This is a genomic window from Actinokineospora auranticolor (assembly GCF_002934265.1).
In the GTDB taxonomy this organism is placed as follows: domain Bacteria; phylum Actinomycetota; class Actinomycetes; order Mycobacteriales; family Pseudonocardiaceae; genus Actinokineospora; species Actinokineospora auranticolor.
The window spans coordinates 350,812-367,392 of the sequence record NZ_PTIX01000004.1 but is presented as its reverse complement, the minus strand read 5'-3'; the positions used below and the strand labels follow the sequence as shown (position 1 = coordinate 367,392).

The following is a 16,581-nucleotide window of genomic DNA, read 5'->3' as shown; positions in this document are numbered from 1 at the left end:
GCCACTGCCGGTCAGGTGCTCGCCGCCGCCATCACGCCAGCAGGAGCTTGCCCAGCCTGCGCGCCGCGACCACGAGCCCGACGGCGGCCATCAGCACGAAGTACGCGAGGTGCCCCAGCATCGCTAGGCCGACGAAGCCGGTGCACAACCCGCGCATGATCTCCACCGCGTGGTAGAGCGGGAAGCACTGCACGACCACCCGCAGTGCGGGCGGGTACACCGATAACGGAAAGAAGGTGGTGGAGAACAGGAACATCGGCATCACGGCGAGGTTCACCAGGTCGAAGTCCTGCCACGACCGCATGAAGGTCGTGCAGGCCATGCCGACCGCCGCGAACGCGACCGCTACGAAGACCGCGGCCGGGAGCGCGAGCACCGCCCACGGCGAGGTCAGCAACCCCATGCCGAGCATGACCGCGAGGAAGCCCGCCGAGTAGAGGGCACCGCGGATCAGCGCCCACGTGATCTCGCCGATGGCCACGTCGAGCGGGCCCAGCGGGGTGGCGAGCATGGCGTCGTAGGTGCGGGCGTACTTGAAGCGGAAGAAGATGTTGAAGGTGGCGTCGGTGACCGCGCCGTTCATGGCCGAGGCGGCCAGCAGCGCGGGCGCGACGAAGGCGACGTAGCTGATGTGCTCGCCGCCCGGTCCCGTGACGTCGCCGATCAGGGCGCCGAAGCCGTAGCCGAGGCCGAACAGGAAGAACAGCGGCTCGAAGAACCCGGACACCACGGCCAGCCAGGTGCGCCGGTTGACCAGGAACGAGCGTTCCAGCACGGCGCTGGGCCTGCCCGCGTACATGCCCGTGGGCAACACGCGGAACAGCACGCCGACGCGCTCGGGGACCCGGGTCTCGGGTGCGGTGGTGGTCATCTAGATAGCCAACCTGCGGTTGAAGTTGCGGACGGCCAAGTGCGTGCCGACGGCCAGCATGGCGAGCAGGAACGCCAGGTGACCGAGGGCGCCCAACGCCTCCCACGTGCTGAAGGCGACGGCGCGGGACAGCTCGGTGCCATGCCAGAGCGGGGTGAGCCAGACCAGCGGGCGCACCCACTCGGGCAGCTGCTCGACCGGGAAGAACGTGCCGGAGAACATCGTCATCGGCATCACGATGAAGCGGAAGATGACGCTGAACTGCTGCCCCTCGGTCTCGATGGTGGCCGAGTACGCGATCACCGGCGCGGCGAACGCCACCGCGGTGAGGGTCGCGACGACCAGCGACAGCACAGCCCCGATGCTGGTCAACGCGCCTAAGAGACCCGCGACCACCAGGAACGCGGCGGCGGAGACGCTGATCCGCAGCGCGACCCAGGCGAGCTGGCCGAGGGCGACCTGGGTCGCGCTGACCGGGGTGGCGGCGATGCCGTGGTACGTGCGTTGCCACTTGAACGCCGACAGCACCGGGAAGGTCGACTCGAAGGCGGCCGTCTGCACCGCGCTGGCCACGACCAGCGCGGGCGCGAGGTACTGCAGGTAGGGCAGGTCGCCGGTCGCGCCACCGGGCCGGATCTGGGTGCCGACGCCGATGCCGAGGGCCAGCAGGTAGAGGACGGGCTGCAGGACGCTGGAGACGACGGACGCCCGCCAGCTGCGGCGGTACCAGGTCCACTGGCCCTCGACGACGAGCCGGATGGCGCGCGGGGTGGTGATCGCGGTCGGCATCAGTCCACCAGCGTCCGGCCGGTGAGGCGGAGGAAGACGTCCTCCAGCGTGCTGCGCCGGACCAGGCTGGAGACGGGGGTGAGGCCGCGCCGGTGGACGGCGGCCAAGGACGCCTCGCCGTCGGTGGTGTAGAGCAGGAGGCGGTCGGGCAGCACCTCCACCCGCTCGGCCAGCCCCTCGACGGCTTGCTCGTCCTGGGTGCCCGCCGCGAACCGCAGCTCCAGCACCTCGCGGGTGGAGTGCTGGGCGATCAGCTCGGCCGGGCTGCCCTCCGCGACGATTCGGCCCGCGTCCATGACCACGAGCCGGTCGCACAACTGCTCGGCTTCGTCCATGTAATGAGTGGTCACGATGAGGGTGACGCCTTGCTGCTTGAGCCGGAAGAGGCGGTCCCAGAGCAGGTGCCTGGCCTGCGGGTCGAGGCCGGTGGTGGGCTCGTCGAGGAGCAGCAGCTCGGGGTCGTTGATCAGCGATCGGGCGATGGTGAGGCGCCGCTTCATCCCACCGGAGAGCGTTTCGACCTCGGCGTCGGAGCGGTCGGCGAGCTGGGCGAACTCGATCAGCTCGGTGGCCTTGGCGCGGACGTGCGCCTTGGACAGGCCGAAGTAGCGCCCGTAGACGTGCAGGTTCTCCCGGACAGTGAGTTCGGTGTCGAGGTTGTCCTGCTGCGGGACCACGCCGAGCCGCCCCCGGATGGCGGGCCCGTCGCGACTCGGGTCCATGCCGAGCACGGTCAACTCGCCCCCGGTGCGCGGCGAGACGCACGCGATCATGCGCATGGTCGACGACTTGCCCGCGCCGTTCGGCCCGAGGAAGCCGAAGGCCTCACCGGGACGCACGTCGAGGTCGATGCCGCGCACGGCGTCGAAGTCGCCGAAGCGCTTGGCCAGTCCCCTGGCGGATACGAGTGATTCGGTGCTGGTCCCCACGGGGGCGACAGTATCCGGAGGGACCGACAAAGCGGAAAAAGTTATCCACAGGGGCCAAGCACGAGTCCGAGCCATCCGTACAGTGCGGGGTGACGGCTCGGTGACGTGGAGTTGCACGTGATCAAATAGGCGAGCGGAGCAGCGGGCCAGGCCGACCGCCCTGTCGTGCTCGACGAGGCCCGCTCAGCGCACTGACACCGACGATGAAGCCTTCGGCGAGGAGTCCCCGTTCCCGTGGCGGAGGCAATCGTGAGCGGCTACGAACGTCTTGCCCGGGCGGCGGACGTGAAGTCGGGGATCAAGAATGGCAACTGGATCGATATCGGGAAGACCTCGCCCTGCTCGAACACGAACTGGCCGAGGCGCGATTCCTACCGCGAAGCCCACGCAGCGGCCAACGAGGTGTCACGGTGGGAGAACCAATCCCACCTGCGGCAAACGAGGATCACCGCGAGCCATAGAGGCGATCGCGGTGGCGGCACTGGTGCACTCGCACAAGGAACGAGAACGAGTCCGAGGCCAGGTACCGGTTCCACACCGACGGCGGCTCGGACCGGTACCTGGTCTTGGACAAGGGGTCGGAGACCACCTCGCCCGCGGACGGCAACCGGGATGGCGTGTTCCGAACAGCGGCGGGCAAGCCGGCGAGAGCCTGGTAGGACACCGGCTCGGCGCCCGAGCGGCTGGTCCACCAGGGCTGATCGAGAACCGGAAGCGACCTCCCGGCCTGGCGGTCGACGACACCCGGATGTCCGGCCCCGGCTCTGCTGGTGATCGGGCCATGCGGTTGATCAACCTGGACCGTGGCCGGGTGAGCGGTGGCGCAAGCGTCATCCGCTGGTCAACTCGGGTTGGTCCGGAGACGGGGTCGGGGGGTTAGAAAGCGGCCATGACCGAACTGAATCGTAGGGCTCTGTTGCGTGTTGGCGGGGTTGGCGCCGGGGCGGTGGCGGCCGGGTTGGCGCTGCCCGGGGTCGCGTTCGCCCGGGGCAAGGCGCGGCCGGTGCTGACCCACGGCGTGCAGACCGGTGACGTGACCAGCGACGGCGCGCTCGTCTGGACGCGGGCGGACCGGCCGTCGCGGATGCTCGTCGAGGTCTCGCGCGACCCGTCCTTCCGCCACGCGCGGTGTTTGCGGGGGCCGGTGCTCAGCCCGGACACCGACGGCACCGGCCGCCTCCGGTTGACCGGCCTGCCCGCCGGTCAGGAGGTGCACTACCGCGTCCGCGCCGAGGACCTGGACGGGCGTGCCACCAGCGCTCCCCTGGTCGGCTCCTTCCGCACCGCCCCCGTCGGCCGCTCGGACGTGCGGTTCACCTGGTCCGGCGACGTCGCGGGCCAGGGCTGGGGCATCAACCCCGACACCGGTGGCATGACCGCCTACGCCGCCATGCTCGCCCGCCGCCCCGACTTCTTCCTGCACTCCGGCGACACCGTCTACGCCGACGGCCCCATGCAGCCGACCGTCACGCTCCCCGACGGTCGCGTGTGGCGGAACATCGTCACCCCTGAGAAGTCCAAGGTCGCCGAGACGCTGACCGAGTACCGGGGGCAGTTCGCCTACAACCTGCTCGACGACAACGTCCGCGCCTTCGCCGCGCGCGTCCCGTCGATCGTGCAGTGGGACGACCACGAGGTCACCAACAACTGGTACCCCGGCGAGATCCTCGACCTCCCCCAGTACACCGAGAAGCGCGTCGACGTCCTGGCCGCCCGCGCCTCCCAGGCGTTCCACGAGTGGCAGCCGATCGACCGCCGCCGCGCGGAGGACGGTCGCATCTACCGCAGCTTCGCGTACGGCAAGCACGTCGAGGTGTTCGTCCTCGACATGCGCACGTACAAGGACGCCAACACCGCCGACCAGACCAAGCCCGGTCACATCCTCGGCGACCGCCAGGCCAGGTGGCTGGTCGACGGCCTCGCGCGCAGCCGGGCGACGTGGAAGATCGTGGCGAACGACCTGCCGATCGGCCTGGTCGTGCCGGACGGCAAGGACATCGAGGGCGTGGCCAACGGTCTGCCGGGCGCGCCCGCGGGCCGTGAGCACGAGCTCGCCTGGGTCCTGCGGACCCTCGCTCGCCGCCGGGTGCGCAACGTGGTGTGGTTGACGGCGGACGTGCACTACACCGCCGCGCACCACTACTCGCCCGACCGCGCGGCGGTAGGCGACTTCGACCCGTTCTGGGAGTTCGTGTCCGGCCCGCTGCACGCGGGGGCGTTCGGTCCGAACAACCTCGACCCGACGTTCGGCCCAGAGGCCGTGTTCGTGCACGCGCCGCCTGCGGCGAACACCTCGCCGCTGGCCGGGTTCCAGCACTTCGGTGAGGTGCAGGTCGACGGCCGTAGTGGCGACCTGACGGTGTACCTGCGTGATGGCAAGGGCACCTCCCTCTGGTCCAAGACGCTCAACCCGAGCCGATAGGTGTTGCGGCTCCGGTCTTGCCGAGCGGCGAGACCGGAGCCACTACGCGATCTAGACAGCGGTGCTCACGTATTTCGGGCGGGTGGCTGGTGCGGGGGCGTGCCCCCGGTCGGGTTACCCTGCTCACACGCTCGTGGTCATGCACGGCGTGCCAATCCCTCCCCCGTGAATGGAGTTGCGACAGCCGTGAGCGAGCGCACCCTGGTCCTGGTCAAGCCCGACGGCGTGCAGCGCGGGCTGGTCGGCGAGGTCATCTCCCGCATCGAGCGCAAGGGTCTGACCCTGGCGGCACTGGAGCTGCGCTCGGTCGAGCGGGCCGTGGCCGAGCAGCACTACGCCGAGCACGACGGCAAGCCGTTCTTCGAGTCGCTGCTGGAGTTCATCACCGGTGGCGCCGTAGTGGCGCTCGTCGTCGAGGGCCCCCGCGCCATCTCGGCGTTCCGCCAGCTCGCCGGCGGCACCGACCCGGTCGACAAGGCCACCCCGGGCACCATCCGCGGTGACTTCGGCCTGGAGGTCCAGTACAACCTCGTGCACGGCTCCGACTCCCCGGAGTCCGCCGAGCGCGAGATCAAGATCTGGTTCCCGAACCTGTAAAGCCACAAGAGGCCGCCCACGTCCTGGACGTGGGCGGCCTCTTGCGTTCCCGCTACTGCTGTTGGCTGGGCAGCGTGCCCTGGGTCATGCGTTTGCGGATGTCGTTGCGGGCCCAGAGTGCCCAAGACCACGCAAGAGCGAAGAGAACGCCTACTACGCCCAAAGCAGTGAGCACGAAGAAGCCTGCGATGGCGAGGACCTGTAGGGCGATCACCATCCAGGTCGCCCAAGGGCGGCTGACGAAGGCGCACGCCAACACCATTGCGAGGGCCAAGGCGACGACAGACCAGATCCGCCAAGACGCGATGTCGGACTTGGTGACGACCAAGAGCGCCAAGAGGACGACGATGGCTTCCAGGATGAGCAGCGCCGACATGACACCGCGGAAGCTCTTCATGGGGTCTGGGGCGCTCATGCCGGGTCCTTACCGAAGAGGGCCCGGACCTCGCCCGCCGTCACTACGGAGCCGGTAGCCACTACCCCACCGCCGGATAGGGGTTCGTCGGGCTCTTCGGATTCTTCGGCCAGTTGGGTCGCGGCCTCGATGGCGTCTACCAGGTTCGGGTAGACCATCACGCGCTCGTCGCCGTAGATGTCGGTGGCGATGTCGGCGAGCCTGTCCGGGTCCATGGCGCGCGGGGACGAGTTCGTCGTCACTACGACGTCGGTGAGCACAGGTTCCAAGGCGGACAAGATGCCTGGCGCGTCCTTACCGTCCATGACCGCCACTACGCCCACCAGCCGCCGGAAGCCGAACTCGTCGTCGAGGGCTTTGGCTAGGGCTGCGGCGCCGTGGGGGTTGTGGGCGGCGTCAACGAAGACACTGGGGGCCATGCGGACCCGTTCGAGGCGGCCCGGGCTGGTGGCGGAGGCGAAGCCCTCGCGGATGGCTTCGACGTCGAGTTGACGATCGGCGCCCGCGCCGAAGAAGGCCTCGACGGCGGCCAGGGCCAGTGCGGCGTTGGCGGCTTGGTGCTCGCCGTGGAGGGGCAGGAAGATCTCGTCGTAGACGCCGCCGAGGCCCTGGAGGGACAGGACCTGGCCGCCGACGGCGATGTCGCGGCGCAGGACGCCGAACTCCAGGCCTTGGCGCGCGATAGTGGCGTCCACCTCGACGGCCCGTTCCTGGAGGACGCGGGCGACCTCGGGGTTCTGCTCGGCGATGAGGGCGATGGAGCCCTGCTTGATGATCCCGGCCTTCTCGCGGGCGATGCCGAGGATGTCCGGCCCCAGGAACTCGACGTGGTCGATGCCGATGGGGGTGATGACCGCGATCTTGCCGTCGGCGATGTTGGTGGCGTCCCACGCGCCGCCCATGCCGGTCTCGACCACGGCGACGTCGACGGGGGCGTCGGCGAACGCGGCGTAGGCCATGGCGGTGAGCACCTCGAACTTGCTCATCCGCACGTCGGAGCCTGAGTCGACCATGCCGATGTACGGCTCGATGTCGCGGTAGACCTCGATGTAGCGCGTGGGGTCGATGGGCGCGTTGTCGAGGCTGATGCGCTCGGTGACGAGTTGCAGGTGCGGGCTGGTGAACCGGCCGGTGCGCAGCCCGATGCGGGTGAGCAGGGCGTCGATCATGCGGGTGACCGAGGTCTTGCCGTTGGTGCCCGCGATGTGCACGACCGGGTACGCCCGGTGCGGCTCGCCGAGCAGGTCGGCGAGCGCGGCGATGCGGGTCAACGACGGTTCGAGCTTGGTCTCCGGCCAGCGGGTGTCGAGTTCCGCCTCGACCTGATCCAGTTCATCCAGACTCACGCCTAGAGGGTACGGATGGCCTGCGCGAACGAAGCGACGGGGAAGGCCAGCATGGGGCCGTCGGGGTTCTTGGAGTCCCGCACACCGGTGACCTCAGGCCCGTGGCCAACCTCGACGCACTGCGCGTTGGAGCCACTACGACTCGACTTGCGCCACACGAAGCCGACCTCCACGCAGTTCGCGTTGGTGCCGCTCCGGCTGGACTTGCGCCACACCATCGAAGCCCGGTCCACCACGTCCATCAGGTTCCTCACTCTCGGTCATGCTCTCGTGCGATAGTCGCAACGAGTTCCGCCGACTTGGCGGGGCTCAGAGCCAGCCCACCCAGAGTATCGGTCTCAGCACGGAAGAACTCGATGTGAGCCTCTTCCTCCAGGAAGAGGCCGGAAACCTTGTGATCGAGGTAGACCACCGGCTTGTTCCGCTCAAAGTCCATCAACACGAACGAACCATCCAGACCTGAGTGCCCATGTAGCGACAAGGGCAACACCTGCACCGTAGTAGTGGACTGCTCAGTTGCCTCCAAGATGTGCCGGAGCTGCCGCGCCATCACCTTCGGACTGCCCAGCACGCGACGAAGCACGAACTCATCGACGATCATCCGCAAGACTGGCGGAACATCCTTGGTGAGGATCACCTGGCGGGCCAACCGAGCAGCGACCCTGGAATCTACATCCGCAGCAGGGACGTTCCCCGCTCGCATCAGCGCCCGAATGTAGTCAGCGGTCTGCACCAGCCCCGGAAGAACCAGCGGCTCGTAGTTGACGATCTCGGTGGCCTCGCGCTCGATGCGCATGAGGGTCTTGGACTCATCGGACAGAGCTGTCTGATGCTCCCAGTACCCTATGTCGTCGGAGCGCTCGGCCAACTTGACCAGGCGTTCGCGATCCTTTCCGATCACCCGGTAGATCACGAGTAGGGACGCGACGTCGGCGGGCCTGATGCCCTGCTTGCCGGTCTCCATCCGGGAAATCTTGGACGCCTGCCAGCCCAACTGGCTCGCGACCTCCTTGCAACTCATCTTCCTGGCCTCGCGCAGCATCCGCAGTTCGCCGCCGAGCCCGCGTCCGATGACGGTGGGTTGCTTGGGGGTAGCCATGTCCATCCTCCCGATCTTGGTTGGTCGGCGTCAGTGTCTCGCAACGTAGCTCCGAATGCATTCACTCGATGGCGCCATTGTTCTCCGACCCGTCGAGATGCGATGCTGCCCAAGTCCGATCGCAACGTTGCGAATCAGGAGGTCTTGATGCAGGTCACCGCCGCCCCCATCCCCGAAGACGAGCTGACCAGGCAAATCGCCGAGGTCACCGCGCACTTCGCGCCCCGGCGATTCGCCGTCTACCAGGTGCAACGCGACACCGAAGGCCAGGCCACGGACTTCGTCGTCCTCGGCTGGGGCATGGAAATCGCCGACGGCGCCGGCGACGACTACGTCGAGCTCTTCGGCATGCCCGACGCCCAGGGCGTCCGCACCCGCGGCCAGTTCCGCACCGCCGAGTCCGCCTCCCACGTGCTCGGCGGGAATCGCCAGGTCGAGTTCCGCTGGATCGACACCGAATCCGACTGACCGCTCGTGACGGTGCCAGGTCCGACGCCGGACCTGGCACCGTCACGACCAGCGATCTTGTCGGTGCGCCCGCCTACCGTCCCCGCCCATGGCGGACATCCACTACCTGGTCGGCGACGCGACCGCCCCCCAGGCAACCGGCCCCAAGGTCATCGCCCACGTCTGCAACGACCGCGGCGGCTGGGGCAGGGGTTTCGTCCTGGCCATCTCCGCGCGCTGGCCGGAGCCCGAAGCCGCCTTCCGCCGCTGGTACCGAGACCGGGCCAACAACGAGTTCGGCCTCGGGGCGACTCAACTCGTACAGGTCACGGCCGACATCTGGGTCGCCAACATGGTCGGCCAACGCGGCACCCGCACCAGCCGCACCACCACCCCACCGATCCGCTACGACGCCTTACGCCAGTGCCTGCGCCACCTCGCGACCCAAGCAGCCCCCCTCGGCGCGAGCGTGCACATGCCCCGCATCGGCGCGGGCCTCGCGGGTGGTCGTTGGGAGGACATCGAGCCGCTCATCACCGACGAACTCACCGGCATCCCCGTCACGGTCTATGACTTGCCCGTACCGGCCTGAGGTACGTCACCCCTTCGGGATGAGCTGCCGGTAGGGCTCGTTGTCCGAGGTGAGGACCAGTGCGAAGTCCGGCCCCGCCGAGGTCGCGACCTCGCGCAGCCGGGCCAGTGCGGTAGCCCCGTCCGGCAGCTCCAAGCCGAGCACGGCCGCCGCCCGCTCCCGTTGCGGGAGCAGGTCCGGCTCGTCCTCGAGGTACCAACCCCTCGCCTCCTCGTGCTCCTCGGCGGTGAACGCGGGGCAATCCCCCCACCAAGGCACAACGAGCAGCAGCCGCAACAACTCCGGGAGACCGGTGGCGAGCAGCGCCGCCCCGCCCTCGGAGTCCGCATAGAGCACCGGGCGTTCTTCACCGCCTTCGCCACAGAAGAAGAACGTGCCGCCCGACTGGTCGCCCGCGATCGGCTCCAGCGCCGCGCCGCCCGCGAGGTGGACGTCCTCGAGGTGGTCGGCCCGGCCCAGCTCGAAACCGCCGGGCCAGGCCAGTACCCGGGCCACCTCATCGTGCGCGGCGATCAGGGCGAGTAGCGATGCCATGGCGCCACACTAATGATCTTCGTGACCCCGTGACCGGCGAAAGCATCAGCTCGCGGGCAGTGCCTCAAGTCGGGCCTGCACGCGGGTGATCTCGGCGGCGGCGGCGTCGCGGCGCACGCGGATCTTGTCCACGACGTCCGCGGGGGCCTTGTCGGTGAACTTGGGGTTGCCCAGCTTGGCCGCACACTGCGCGAGTTCCTTCTCGGCCACCGTCAGGTCCTTGGTCAAGCGCTTGCGCTCCGCTGCGACGTCAACGGTGCCGGACAGGTCCAACTCCACGGTGACGGTCCCACCGGCCAGTGAGACCTCCAACGACGCACTTGCCGCGAACTCGTCACCCGGCGCCTCTAGGCGCGCCAACGCGGTAACGGCCGTCTGGTGCGCGGTTAGGCCTACCGCGTCCACACCGGACAGGCGCGCCTTCACCTTCTGGCCGGGCTTTACCCCCTGATCCGCGCGGAACCGCCGGATCTCGGTGATGAGCTTCTGCACGCCCTCCACGCGAACCTTGGCTTGCGCGTCGCGCTCGGCACCCGACACCGTGGGCCAGTCCGCGATGACCACGGACTCCTTGCCGGTCAGCGCCTTCCACAGCACCTCGGTGACGAACGGGATGACCGGGTGCAGCAGCCGCAGCACCTTGTCGAGCACGTGGCCGAGTACCGCGCGGGTGGCATCGGCGCGCGCGCCGCCCTCGGCGATCTGGACCTTGGCCAACTCCAGGTACCAGTCGCAGTAGAGGTCCCACGTGAAGTGGTAGAGCGCGTCGCACAGCTTGGCGAACTGGAAGCCTTCGAACAGCTTGTCCACTTCAGACAAGAGGGCGTCGGCGGAGTCGAGGATCCACCGGTCGGCGTCCGTCAGTTCCGCGCGGTCGGGCACCGGAACGGCCGTAGTGGCGCCGTTCATCAGGGCGAAGCGGCTGGCGTTCCACAGCTTCGTGCCGAAGTTGCGCGATCCGGCCGCCCACTCCTCGGCCAGGGCCATGTCGCTACCCGGGTTCGCGCCGCGCGCGAGGGTGAAGCGGGTGGCGTCCGCGCCGAAGCGGTCCAACCAGTCGAGGGGGTCGATGACGTTGCCGCGCGACTTCGACATCTTCTTGCCCTGCGCGTCACGGATAAGACCGTGCAGGTAGACGTGGTCGAAGGGCTGCTGTCCGTCCATCGCGTAGAGGCCGAACATCATCATCCGGGCGACCCAGAAGAAGAGGATGTCGTAGCCGGTCGACAGCACACTGGTCGGATAGAACTTGGCCAGGTCCGCCGACTCCGCGGGCCAGCCGAGGGTGGAGATCGGCCACAACGCCGACGAGAACCACGTGTCGAGCACATCCGGGTCCTGGGTCCAGCCCTGGCCGGTCGGCGGCTCCTCGTCCGGTCCGACGCACACCACCTGGTCGTCCGGGCCGTACCAAACCGGGATGCGGTGGCCCCACCAGAGCTGCCGCGAGATGGTCCAGTCGTGCATGTTGTCGACCCAGTCGAAGTAGCGCTTGGCCAGCTCCGGCGGGTGCACCTGGGTACGACCGTCGCGCACCGCGTCACCGGCCGCGCGCGCAAGAGGCTCGACCTTGACCCACCACTGCAAGGACAGCCGCGGTTCGACAACGGTGTCACAACGTGAGCAGTGGCCGACCGAGTGCAGGTAGGGCCTCTTCTCCGCAACGATGCGGCCCTCTTCGCGCAGCGCGCGCACCACGGCCGGGCGGGCCTCGAAGCGGTCCAGGCCCTCGAAGGGGCCGTGGACGGTGATGTTGCCCTTGATGTCCATGACCGTAAGAGACGGCAGGTTGTGCCTACGGCCGATCTCGAAGTCGTTGGGGTCGTGGGCCGGGGTCACCTTGACCGCGCCTGTGCCGAACTCCGGGTCGACGTGCTCGTCGGCCACTACGGGGATGCGCCTACCCGTGAGCGGTAGGGCCACCTCGGTGCCGACAAGGTGCTTGTAGCGCTCGTCGTCGGGGTGCACGGCAACGGCGGTGTCGCCGAGCATCGTCTCCGCGCGCGTAGTGGCGACGACGATCGAGGCGTCACCATCGCCGTAGCGGATGGAGACCAGCTCGCCCTCGTCCTCGGAGTGCTCGACCTCGATGTCCGACAGCGCGGTGCGGCAGCGCGGGCACCAGTTGATGATGCGCTCGGCGCGGTAGATCAGCTCGGAGTCGTAGAGGCGCTTGAAGATCGTCTGCACGGCGCGGGACAGGCCGTCGTCCATGGTGAAGCGCTCGCGGGACCAGTCGACGCCGTCGCCGAGGCGGCGCATCTGGTCGAGGATCTTGCCGCCGTACTCGGTCTTCCACTCCCAGACGCGCTCGACGAACGCCTCGCGGCCCAGGTCGTGCCGGGACAGGCCCTGGCTCGCCAGCTGGCGCTCCACGACGTTCTGGGTGGCGATGCCCGCGTGGTCCATGCCCGGCAGCCACAGGACCTCGTAGCCCTGCATCCGGCGGCGGCGGGTCAGCGCGTCCATGACCGTGTGGTTGAGCGCGTGGCCCATGTGCAGGCTGCCGGTGACGTTCGGCGGGGGCAGCACGATCGTGAACGGCGGCTTGTCGCTGGCCGCGTCGGCGGTGAAGTACCCGGCGGCTACCCATCCCTCGTACAGCTCCGCCTCTACCGCGCTCGGCTCCCAGGCCGAGGGGAGGTCGGTGGTTGGTGAGGTGGGGGTCTCAGTCACGGTGCGAGTCTACGAAGGCCAGGGAAAACGGGTCGAACCGGGAGCGGGGAGGCCACTACCGTCCGGTTATGGCAGACAACGCACCTACCGTGCCCGAGCGCCCGTCCCTCGACGGGCTGGAAGCGACGTGGACCCCCCGGTGGGCAGAGTCCGCTGTATACCGCTTCCGCGGGGATCGGCCACGGGAAGGCGTTTTCTCCATCGACACGCCTCCGCCGTCGGTCAGCGGCAGCCTGCACATCGGTCACGTGTTCTCGTACACGCACACGGACCTGATCGCGCGCTACCAGCGCATGCGCGGCAAGGACGTGTTCTACCCGATGGGGTGGGACGACAACGGGCTGCCGACCGAGCGACGGGTGCAGCTCGTGCACAACGTGACGTGCGATCCGAGCCTGCCCTACGACCCCGGGTTCACACCTACCGGTGAACCGACCGCGATCTCCAGGCGCAACTTCGTGGAGCTGTGCGCGCGGCAGACGGAGGAGGACGAGAAGGGCTACGAGGCGTTGTGGCGCCGGTTGGGTCTATCCGTGGACTGGTCTCGCACCTATACGACCATCGGCGAGCGAGCGCGACGGTTGTCGCAGCGGTCGTTCTTGCGTCTCCTGGCCTCGGGTGAGGCTTACCAGGCTGAGGCGCCGACGTTGTGGGACGTGGGCTTCCGGACTGCGGTGGCCCAGGCCGAGGTGGAGCACCGCCCGCGTAAGGGGGCGTGGCACACGTTGCGGTTCGCCGAGGGCGTGGAGGTGGAGACCACGCGCCCGGAGCTGCTGCCCGCGTGCGTGGCGTTGATCGCGCACCCCGACGACGAGCGCCACCGCGCGCTGGTGGGCACGACCGTGCTCACCCCGGTGTTCGGGGTGCCCGTGCCGGTGTTGACGCATCCGGAGGCCGATCCCGAGCGCGGGAGCGGGTTGGTCATGTGCTGCACCTTCGGCGATTTGACCGATGTGCGGTGGTGGCGCGAGTTGGGTCTGCCCGTGCGTCCGGTGATCGGCCGAGACGGTCGGTTCCTTGCCGACCCGCCGCCGGGGGTCGCTGCGGAGCCCTACCGCGCGCTGGCGGGTAAGACGGTGCACGCCGCCCGTGAGGGGGTGGTGTCGTCACTGCGCGCAGCGGGAGCGCTCCTAGGTGAGCCCCGCGCGGTGGAGCGTCCGGTGGCCTACTACGAGCGCGGAGACCGACCATTGGAGATCGTGTCGGGGCGTCAGTGGTTCATCAAGTCGTCGGCGCATCGAGAAACCCTGCTCGCCCGGGGACGCGAGTTGCACTGGCAGCCGGTGCATATGCACGTGCGTTTTGAGAACTGGACGGAAGGGCTGGCGGGCGATTGGTTGATCAGCAGGCAACGGTTCTTCGGGGTGCCCTTTCCGCTTTGGTACCCGATTAACGCCACCGGGGAGCCGGACTACGCGAATCCGATCATTCCAGCGGACCTGCCCGTCGACCCGGCCTCCGACACCCCTCTGGGCTACACCGAGGACCAGCGCGGCGCGCCCGGCGGGTTCACGGCCGACCCGGACGTGATGGACACGTGGGCCACCTCGTCGCTCACACCGCTGCTGGTGTGCGGGGCCGACGACGACCCGGAGCTGTTCGGTCGGACGTATCCGATGGATCTGCGCCCTCAGGGCCACGAGATCATCCGGACTTGGTTGTTCTCAACCGTGCTGCGTGCGCATACCGAGACCGGGGTCCTCCCGTGGCGGCAGACGGCGCTGTCCGGGTGGGTGGTGACCCCGGACCGTCGGAAGCTCAGCAAGAAGGACGGCACGGCAGTGACCCCGGAGTCGTTGTTGGACGACTACGGCGCGGACGCGGTGCGCTACTGGGCGGCGTCGGGGCGCCCCGGCGTGGACACGGTGTTCGACGAGACCCGCATGCGGGTGGGTCGGCGGCTGGCCACGAAGCTGCTCAACGCGAGCCGGTTCGTACTCGGCTTCGCCCCAGGTCAGACGGTGTCCGAGCCGCTGGACCTGGCGGCGCTGGCCGAGTTGGACGCAGTGGTCGCGGCTACCACAGCCGCCTTCGACGACGGCGAGTACACCGACGCGCTCGAGCGGATCGAGCGGTTCTTCTGGTCGTGGTGCGACGACTACCTGGAGCTGGTCAAGGATCGCGCGTACGGGGACGGTGGAGACTCGGCCAGGGCCGCGTTGCGGGTGTGCCTGTCGGCCCTGCAGAGGCTTCTTGCGCCGTTCCTGCCGTTCGCGGCGGAGGAGACGTGGTCGTGGTGGCAGAAGGGCTCGGTGCACTCCGCTCCGTGGCCGACAGTGACCGGAACCGAAGGGTTCGCCGAGACGCTTGCCCTGGCCACCGAGGTCTTGGTAGCGGTCCGGCGGGCCAAGTCGGAGGCCCGCCGGTCCATGCGCTGGCCGGTGGCCGAACTGGTGCTCGAGTGCGGCCCGGAGGAGGAGATGGCACTGCGCGCGGCCGAGGCCGACCTGCGGGCCGCGGGCTCCGTTCGGGCGCTGCGGTACACCCGCTTGCCGCACCCCGGCGTTTCCGCCACCGTCACTCTTTTGTCGGAGTAGACTTGTGACCTGAGCCACTTCGAGGTGGCTCAGGTCCGCTTCGGCAGACGCCCCGTGGGTCCCAATTCGACCCTCGCTGTTTGCTTACGCCAACCGGGTGACCAGCCGCGACCAAAATGAACAGGTGCGACCGTTGGTCGGGTTTCGAGTGCCGTTCACCGCAGCGCGGACAGTTCGCGTGATCGCTTTGTTAACGCCGGATGTGGCCGTATCGATGGTGTGTTCACCAGGCAGTCGACACCTCAACCAGACCGGTCCGCCGGTTTGGATCGCCCTTGGGGGGCCGGTGGACCAACGTGAGTACGGCGATCACGCGGCGTTACAGGACGCCGCGTGGCGACGCCGTGTGCGGGACTCGGCGAGAGCCGACGTGAAGGCGATGATGCGCCGTGCGCGCCGTCGCAGGCTCGAGCGCTGGCTCGTGGTGGCCGCCGCCCTCGTGGCGGCGGTCGCTGTTGTCATGCTGCTGGTCGGCGTCGGGGTGTTCGACCGCTCGCCCAAGGGCGACGGTGGCGGCGGTGGCGGCGACGCCGAGTTCGCGCTGCCCACCGTCGACGCGAACCGGCCGTACGCGGGCACGCCCGCGGCGGGCTGGGCGGACGGCGCCGACGGCGTCAAGGCGCCCCCGGCGATGCCGGTCGGCGAGTTCACCAAGGACGAGGTCGCGCAGGCCACGGCCCTGGTGCGGGACGTGCTGATCGCCAGCAGGCTGGACCCGGCGATGCTGGCCGACCACAACCCCCAGCGGTACCTGTCGCTGCTGGCCCCGGACTCGCGCAGGCAGCTGCAGCCGCTGTTCGGCACGGCCCAGCAGCCGCAGACCCAGGGCCTGGTCAGCATGATCGACAAGGGCAGCGCGCTGCTGCCGGTCGCGCCGAAGGTCAACGGGTCGATGCAGGTGAGCGCGGGCGGACCGGGGCAACTGGTCGTGCGCACCAACTACGTCTTCGTCTACGCCTTCGCCGACGACCGGCAGCCCAAGCACACCTCGGCGATGGACATCCTGGTCGTGGTGCGGGCGGACGTGGAGTACAAGCTGCTGCGCGGGCCGCACTGGACGCCGGGCAGCCAGGGGCTCTGGTACGGCGAGGTCGGCGGGTACGGGTACTCGATCTCGTGCGACGCGTACAAGCGGGGGTTCCTGGCGCCCGCGTACAAGGACCCGGTGGCGACCGGGGGGACGGGACTGGGGCCGGAGGCGTACTTCGACCTCAACACGGCGGTGCCGAACACCAGCGGCTGCCCGGCCTGACCTGGCGGCTCCTGGGCGGGAGCCGCTGGTCAGAGCCTCGTCGCCACCCCTGTCAAGTGCTCAATGGGGTTGTGG

At 69.0% G+C, this 16,581-nt stretch carries 15 protein-coding genes; 6 read left to right on the top strand and 9 right to left on the bottom strand.

What is annotated here, in order from left to right; genetic code table 11:
• Positions 1 to 31: 31 nt before the first annotated feature.
• The 3 genes from CLV40_RS10130 to CLV40_RS10120 are packed head-to-tail and all read right to left on the bottom strand — an operon-like array spanning position 32 to position 2,589.
• Positions 32 to 871: an ABC transporter permease gene (locus CLV40_RS10130; protein ID WP_104478585.1), complete on the bottom strand. Its 840-nt coding sequence runs from the start codon at positions 869 to 871 to the stop codon at positions 32 to 34.
• Positions 872 to 1,660, bottom strand: a complete 789-nt coding sequence (locus CLV40_RS10125) for an ABC transporter permease (RefSeq protein ID WP_104478584.1) — start codon at positions 1,658 to 1,660, stop codon at positions 872 to 874.
• Positions 1,660 to 2,589, bottom strand: coding sequence for an ABC transporter ATP-binding protein (locus tag CLV40_RS10120; RefSeq protein WP_245931195.1), 930 nt, complete (start codon positions 2,587 to 2,589; stop codon positions 1,660 to 1,662). The genes CLV40_RS10125 and CLV40_RS10120 overlap by 1 nt, the downstream gene beginning before the upstream one ends.
• Before the next feature lie 889 nt (positions 2,590 to 3,478).
• Here CLV40_RS10120 and CLV40_RS10110 point away from each other — a divergent pair.
• Entirely contained in the window at positions 3,479 to 5,011 is a 1,533-nt protein-coding gene (locus tag CLV40_RS10110) for an alkaline phosphatase D family protein (RefSeq protein WP_104478581.1), read from the top strand.
• Positions 5,012 to 5,197: 186 nt separating this feature from the next.
• Entirely contained in the window at positions 5,198 to 5,608 is a 411-nt protein-coding gene (gene ndk / locus CLV40_RS10105; protein ID WP_104478580.1) for a nucleoside-diphosphate kinase, read from the top strand.
• 52 nt (positions 5,609 to 5,660) lie between these two features.
• On the opposite strand, the gene CLV40_RS10100 is transcribed toward ndk, so the two are convergent.
• The 4 genes from CLV40_RS10100 to CLV40_RS10085 are packed head-to-tail and all read right to left on the bottom strand — an operon-like array spanning position 5,661 to position 8,468.
• The gene (locus CLV40_RS10100) at positions 5,661 to 6,023 is read right to left on the bottom strand and encodes a DUF4233 domain-containing protein (RefSeq protein WP_104478579.1); all 363 of its coding nucleotides are present in this window, start codon (positions 6,021 to 6,023) and stop codon (positions 5,661 to 5,663) included.
• Positions 6,020 to 7,369, bottom strand: coding sequence for a bifunctional tetrahydrofolate synthase/dihydrofolate synthase (folC, locus tag CLV40_RS10095; RefSeq protein ID WP_104478578.1), 1,350 nt, complete (start codon positions 7,367 to 7,369; stop codon positions 6,020 to 6,022). The genes CLV40_RS10100 and folC overlap by 4 nt, the downstream gene beginning before the upstream one ends.
• A gap of 2 nt (positions 7,370 to 7,371) precedes the next feature.
• The gene (locus tag CLV40_RS10090) at positions 7,372 to 7,623 is read right to left on the bottom strand and encodes a DUF397 domain-containing protein (protein WP_342752258.1); all 252 of its coding nucleotides are present in this window, start codon (positions 7,621 to 7,623) and stop codon (positions 7,372 to 7,374) included.
• The gene (locus tag CLV40_RS10085) at positions 7,620 to 8,468 is read right to left on the bottom strand and encodes a helix-turn-helix domain-containing protein (RefSeq protein WP_104478576.1); all 849 of its coding nucleotides are present in this window, start codon (positions 8,466 to 8,468) and stop codon (positions 7,620 to 7,622) included. The genes CLV40_RS10090 and CLV40_RS10085 overlap by 4 nt, the downstream gene beginning before the upstream one ends.
• 147 nt (positions 8,469 to 8,615) lie before the next feature.
• On the opposite strand from CLV40_RS10085, the gene CLV40_RS10080 reads away from it, so the two are divergent.
• Entirely contained in the window at positions 8,616 to 8,936 is a 321-nt protein-coding gene (locus CLV40_RS10080) for a hypothetical protein (protein ID WP_104478575.1), read from the top strand.
• Between the two features lie 88 nt (positions 8,937 to 9,024).
• Positions 9,025 to 9,507 carry a macro domain-containing protein gene (locus CLV40_RS10075; RefSeq protein WP_104478574.1) on the top strand — a complete coding sequence of 161 codons (483 nt, stop codon included), beginning with the start codon at positions 9,025 to 9,027 and terminating at the stop codon, positions 9,505 to 9,507.
• Between the two features lie 6 nt (positions 9,508 to 9,513).
• Here the strand turns inward: CLV40_RS10075 and CLV40_RS10070 are convergent, their stop codons facing one another.
• Both CLV40_RS10070 and CLV40_RS10065 read right to left on the bottom strand, forming a co-directional pair.
• Positions 9,514 to 10,041 (bottom strand): hypothetical protein, encoded by a 528-nt coding sequence (locus CLV40_RS10070; protein ID WP_104478573.1) that lies wholly within the window; start codon positions 10,039 to 10,041, stop codon positions 9,514 to 9,516.
• Positions 10,042 to 10,086: 45 nt separating this feature from the next.
• Positions 10,087 to 12,717 (bottom strand): valine--tRNA ligase, encoded by a 2,631-nt coding sequence (locus CLV40_RS10065; protein WP_104478572.1) that lies wholly within the window; start codon positions 12,715 to 12,717, stop codon positions 10,087 to 10,089.
• A gap of 68 nt (positions 12,718 to 12,785) precedes the next feature.
• Between CLV40_RS10065 and valS the strand changes: the two genes are divergently transcribed.
• Positions 12,786 to 15,254: a valine--tRNA ligase gene (gene valS / locus CLV40_RS10060; RefSeq protein WP_104478571.1), complete on the top strand. Its 2,469-nt coding sequence runs from the start codon at positions 12,786 to 12,788 to the stop codon at positions 15,252 to 15,254.
• A gap of 382 nt (positions 15,255 to 15,636) precedes the next feature.
• Entirely contained in the window at positions 15,637 to 16,506 is an 870-nt protein-coding gene (locus tag CLV40_RS10055; RefSeq protein WP_181043417.1) for a hypothetical protein, read from the top strand.
• The last annotated feature ends 75 nt before the right edge of the window (positions 16,507 to 16,581 follow it).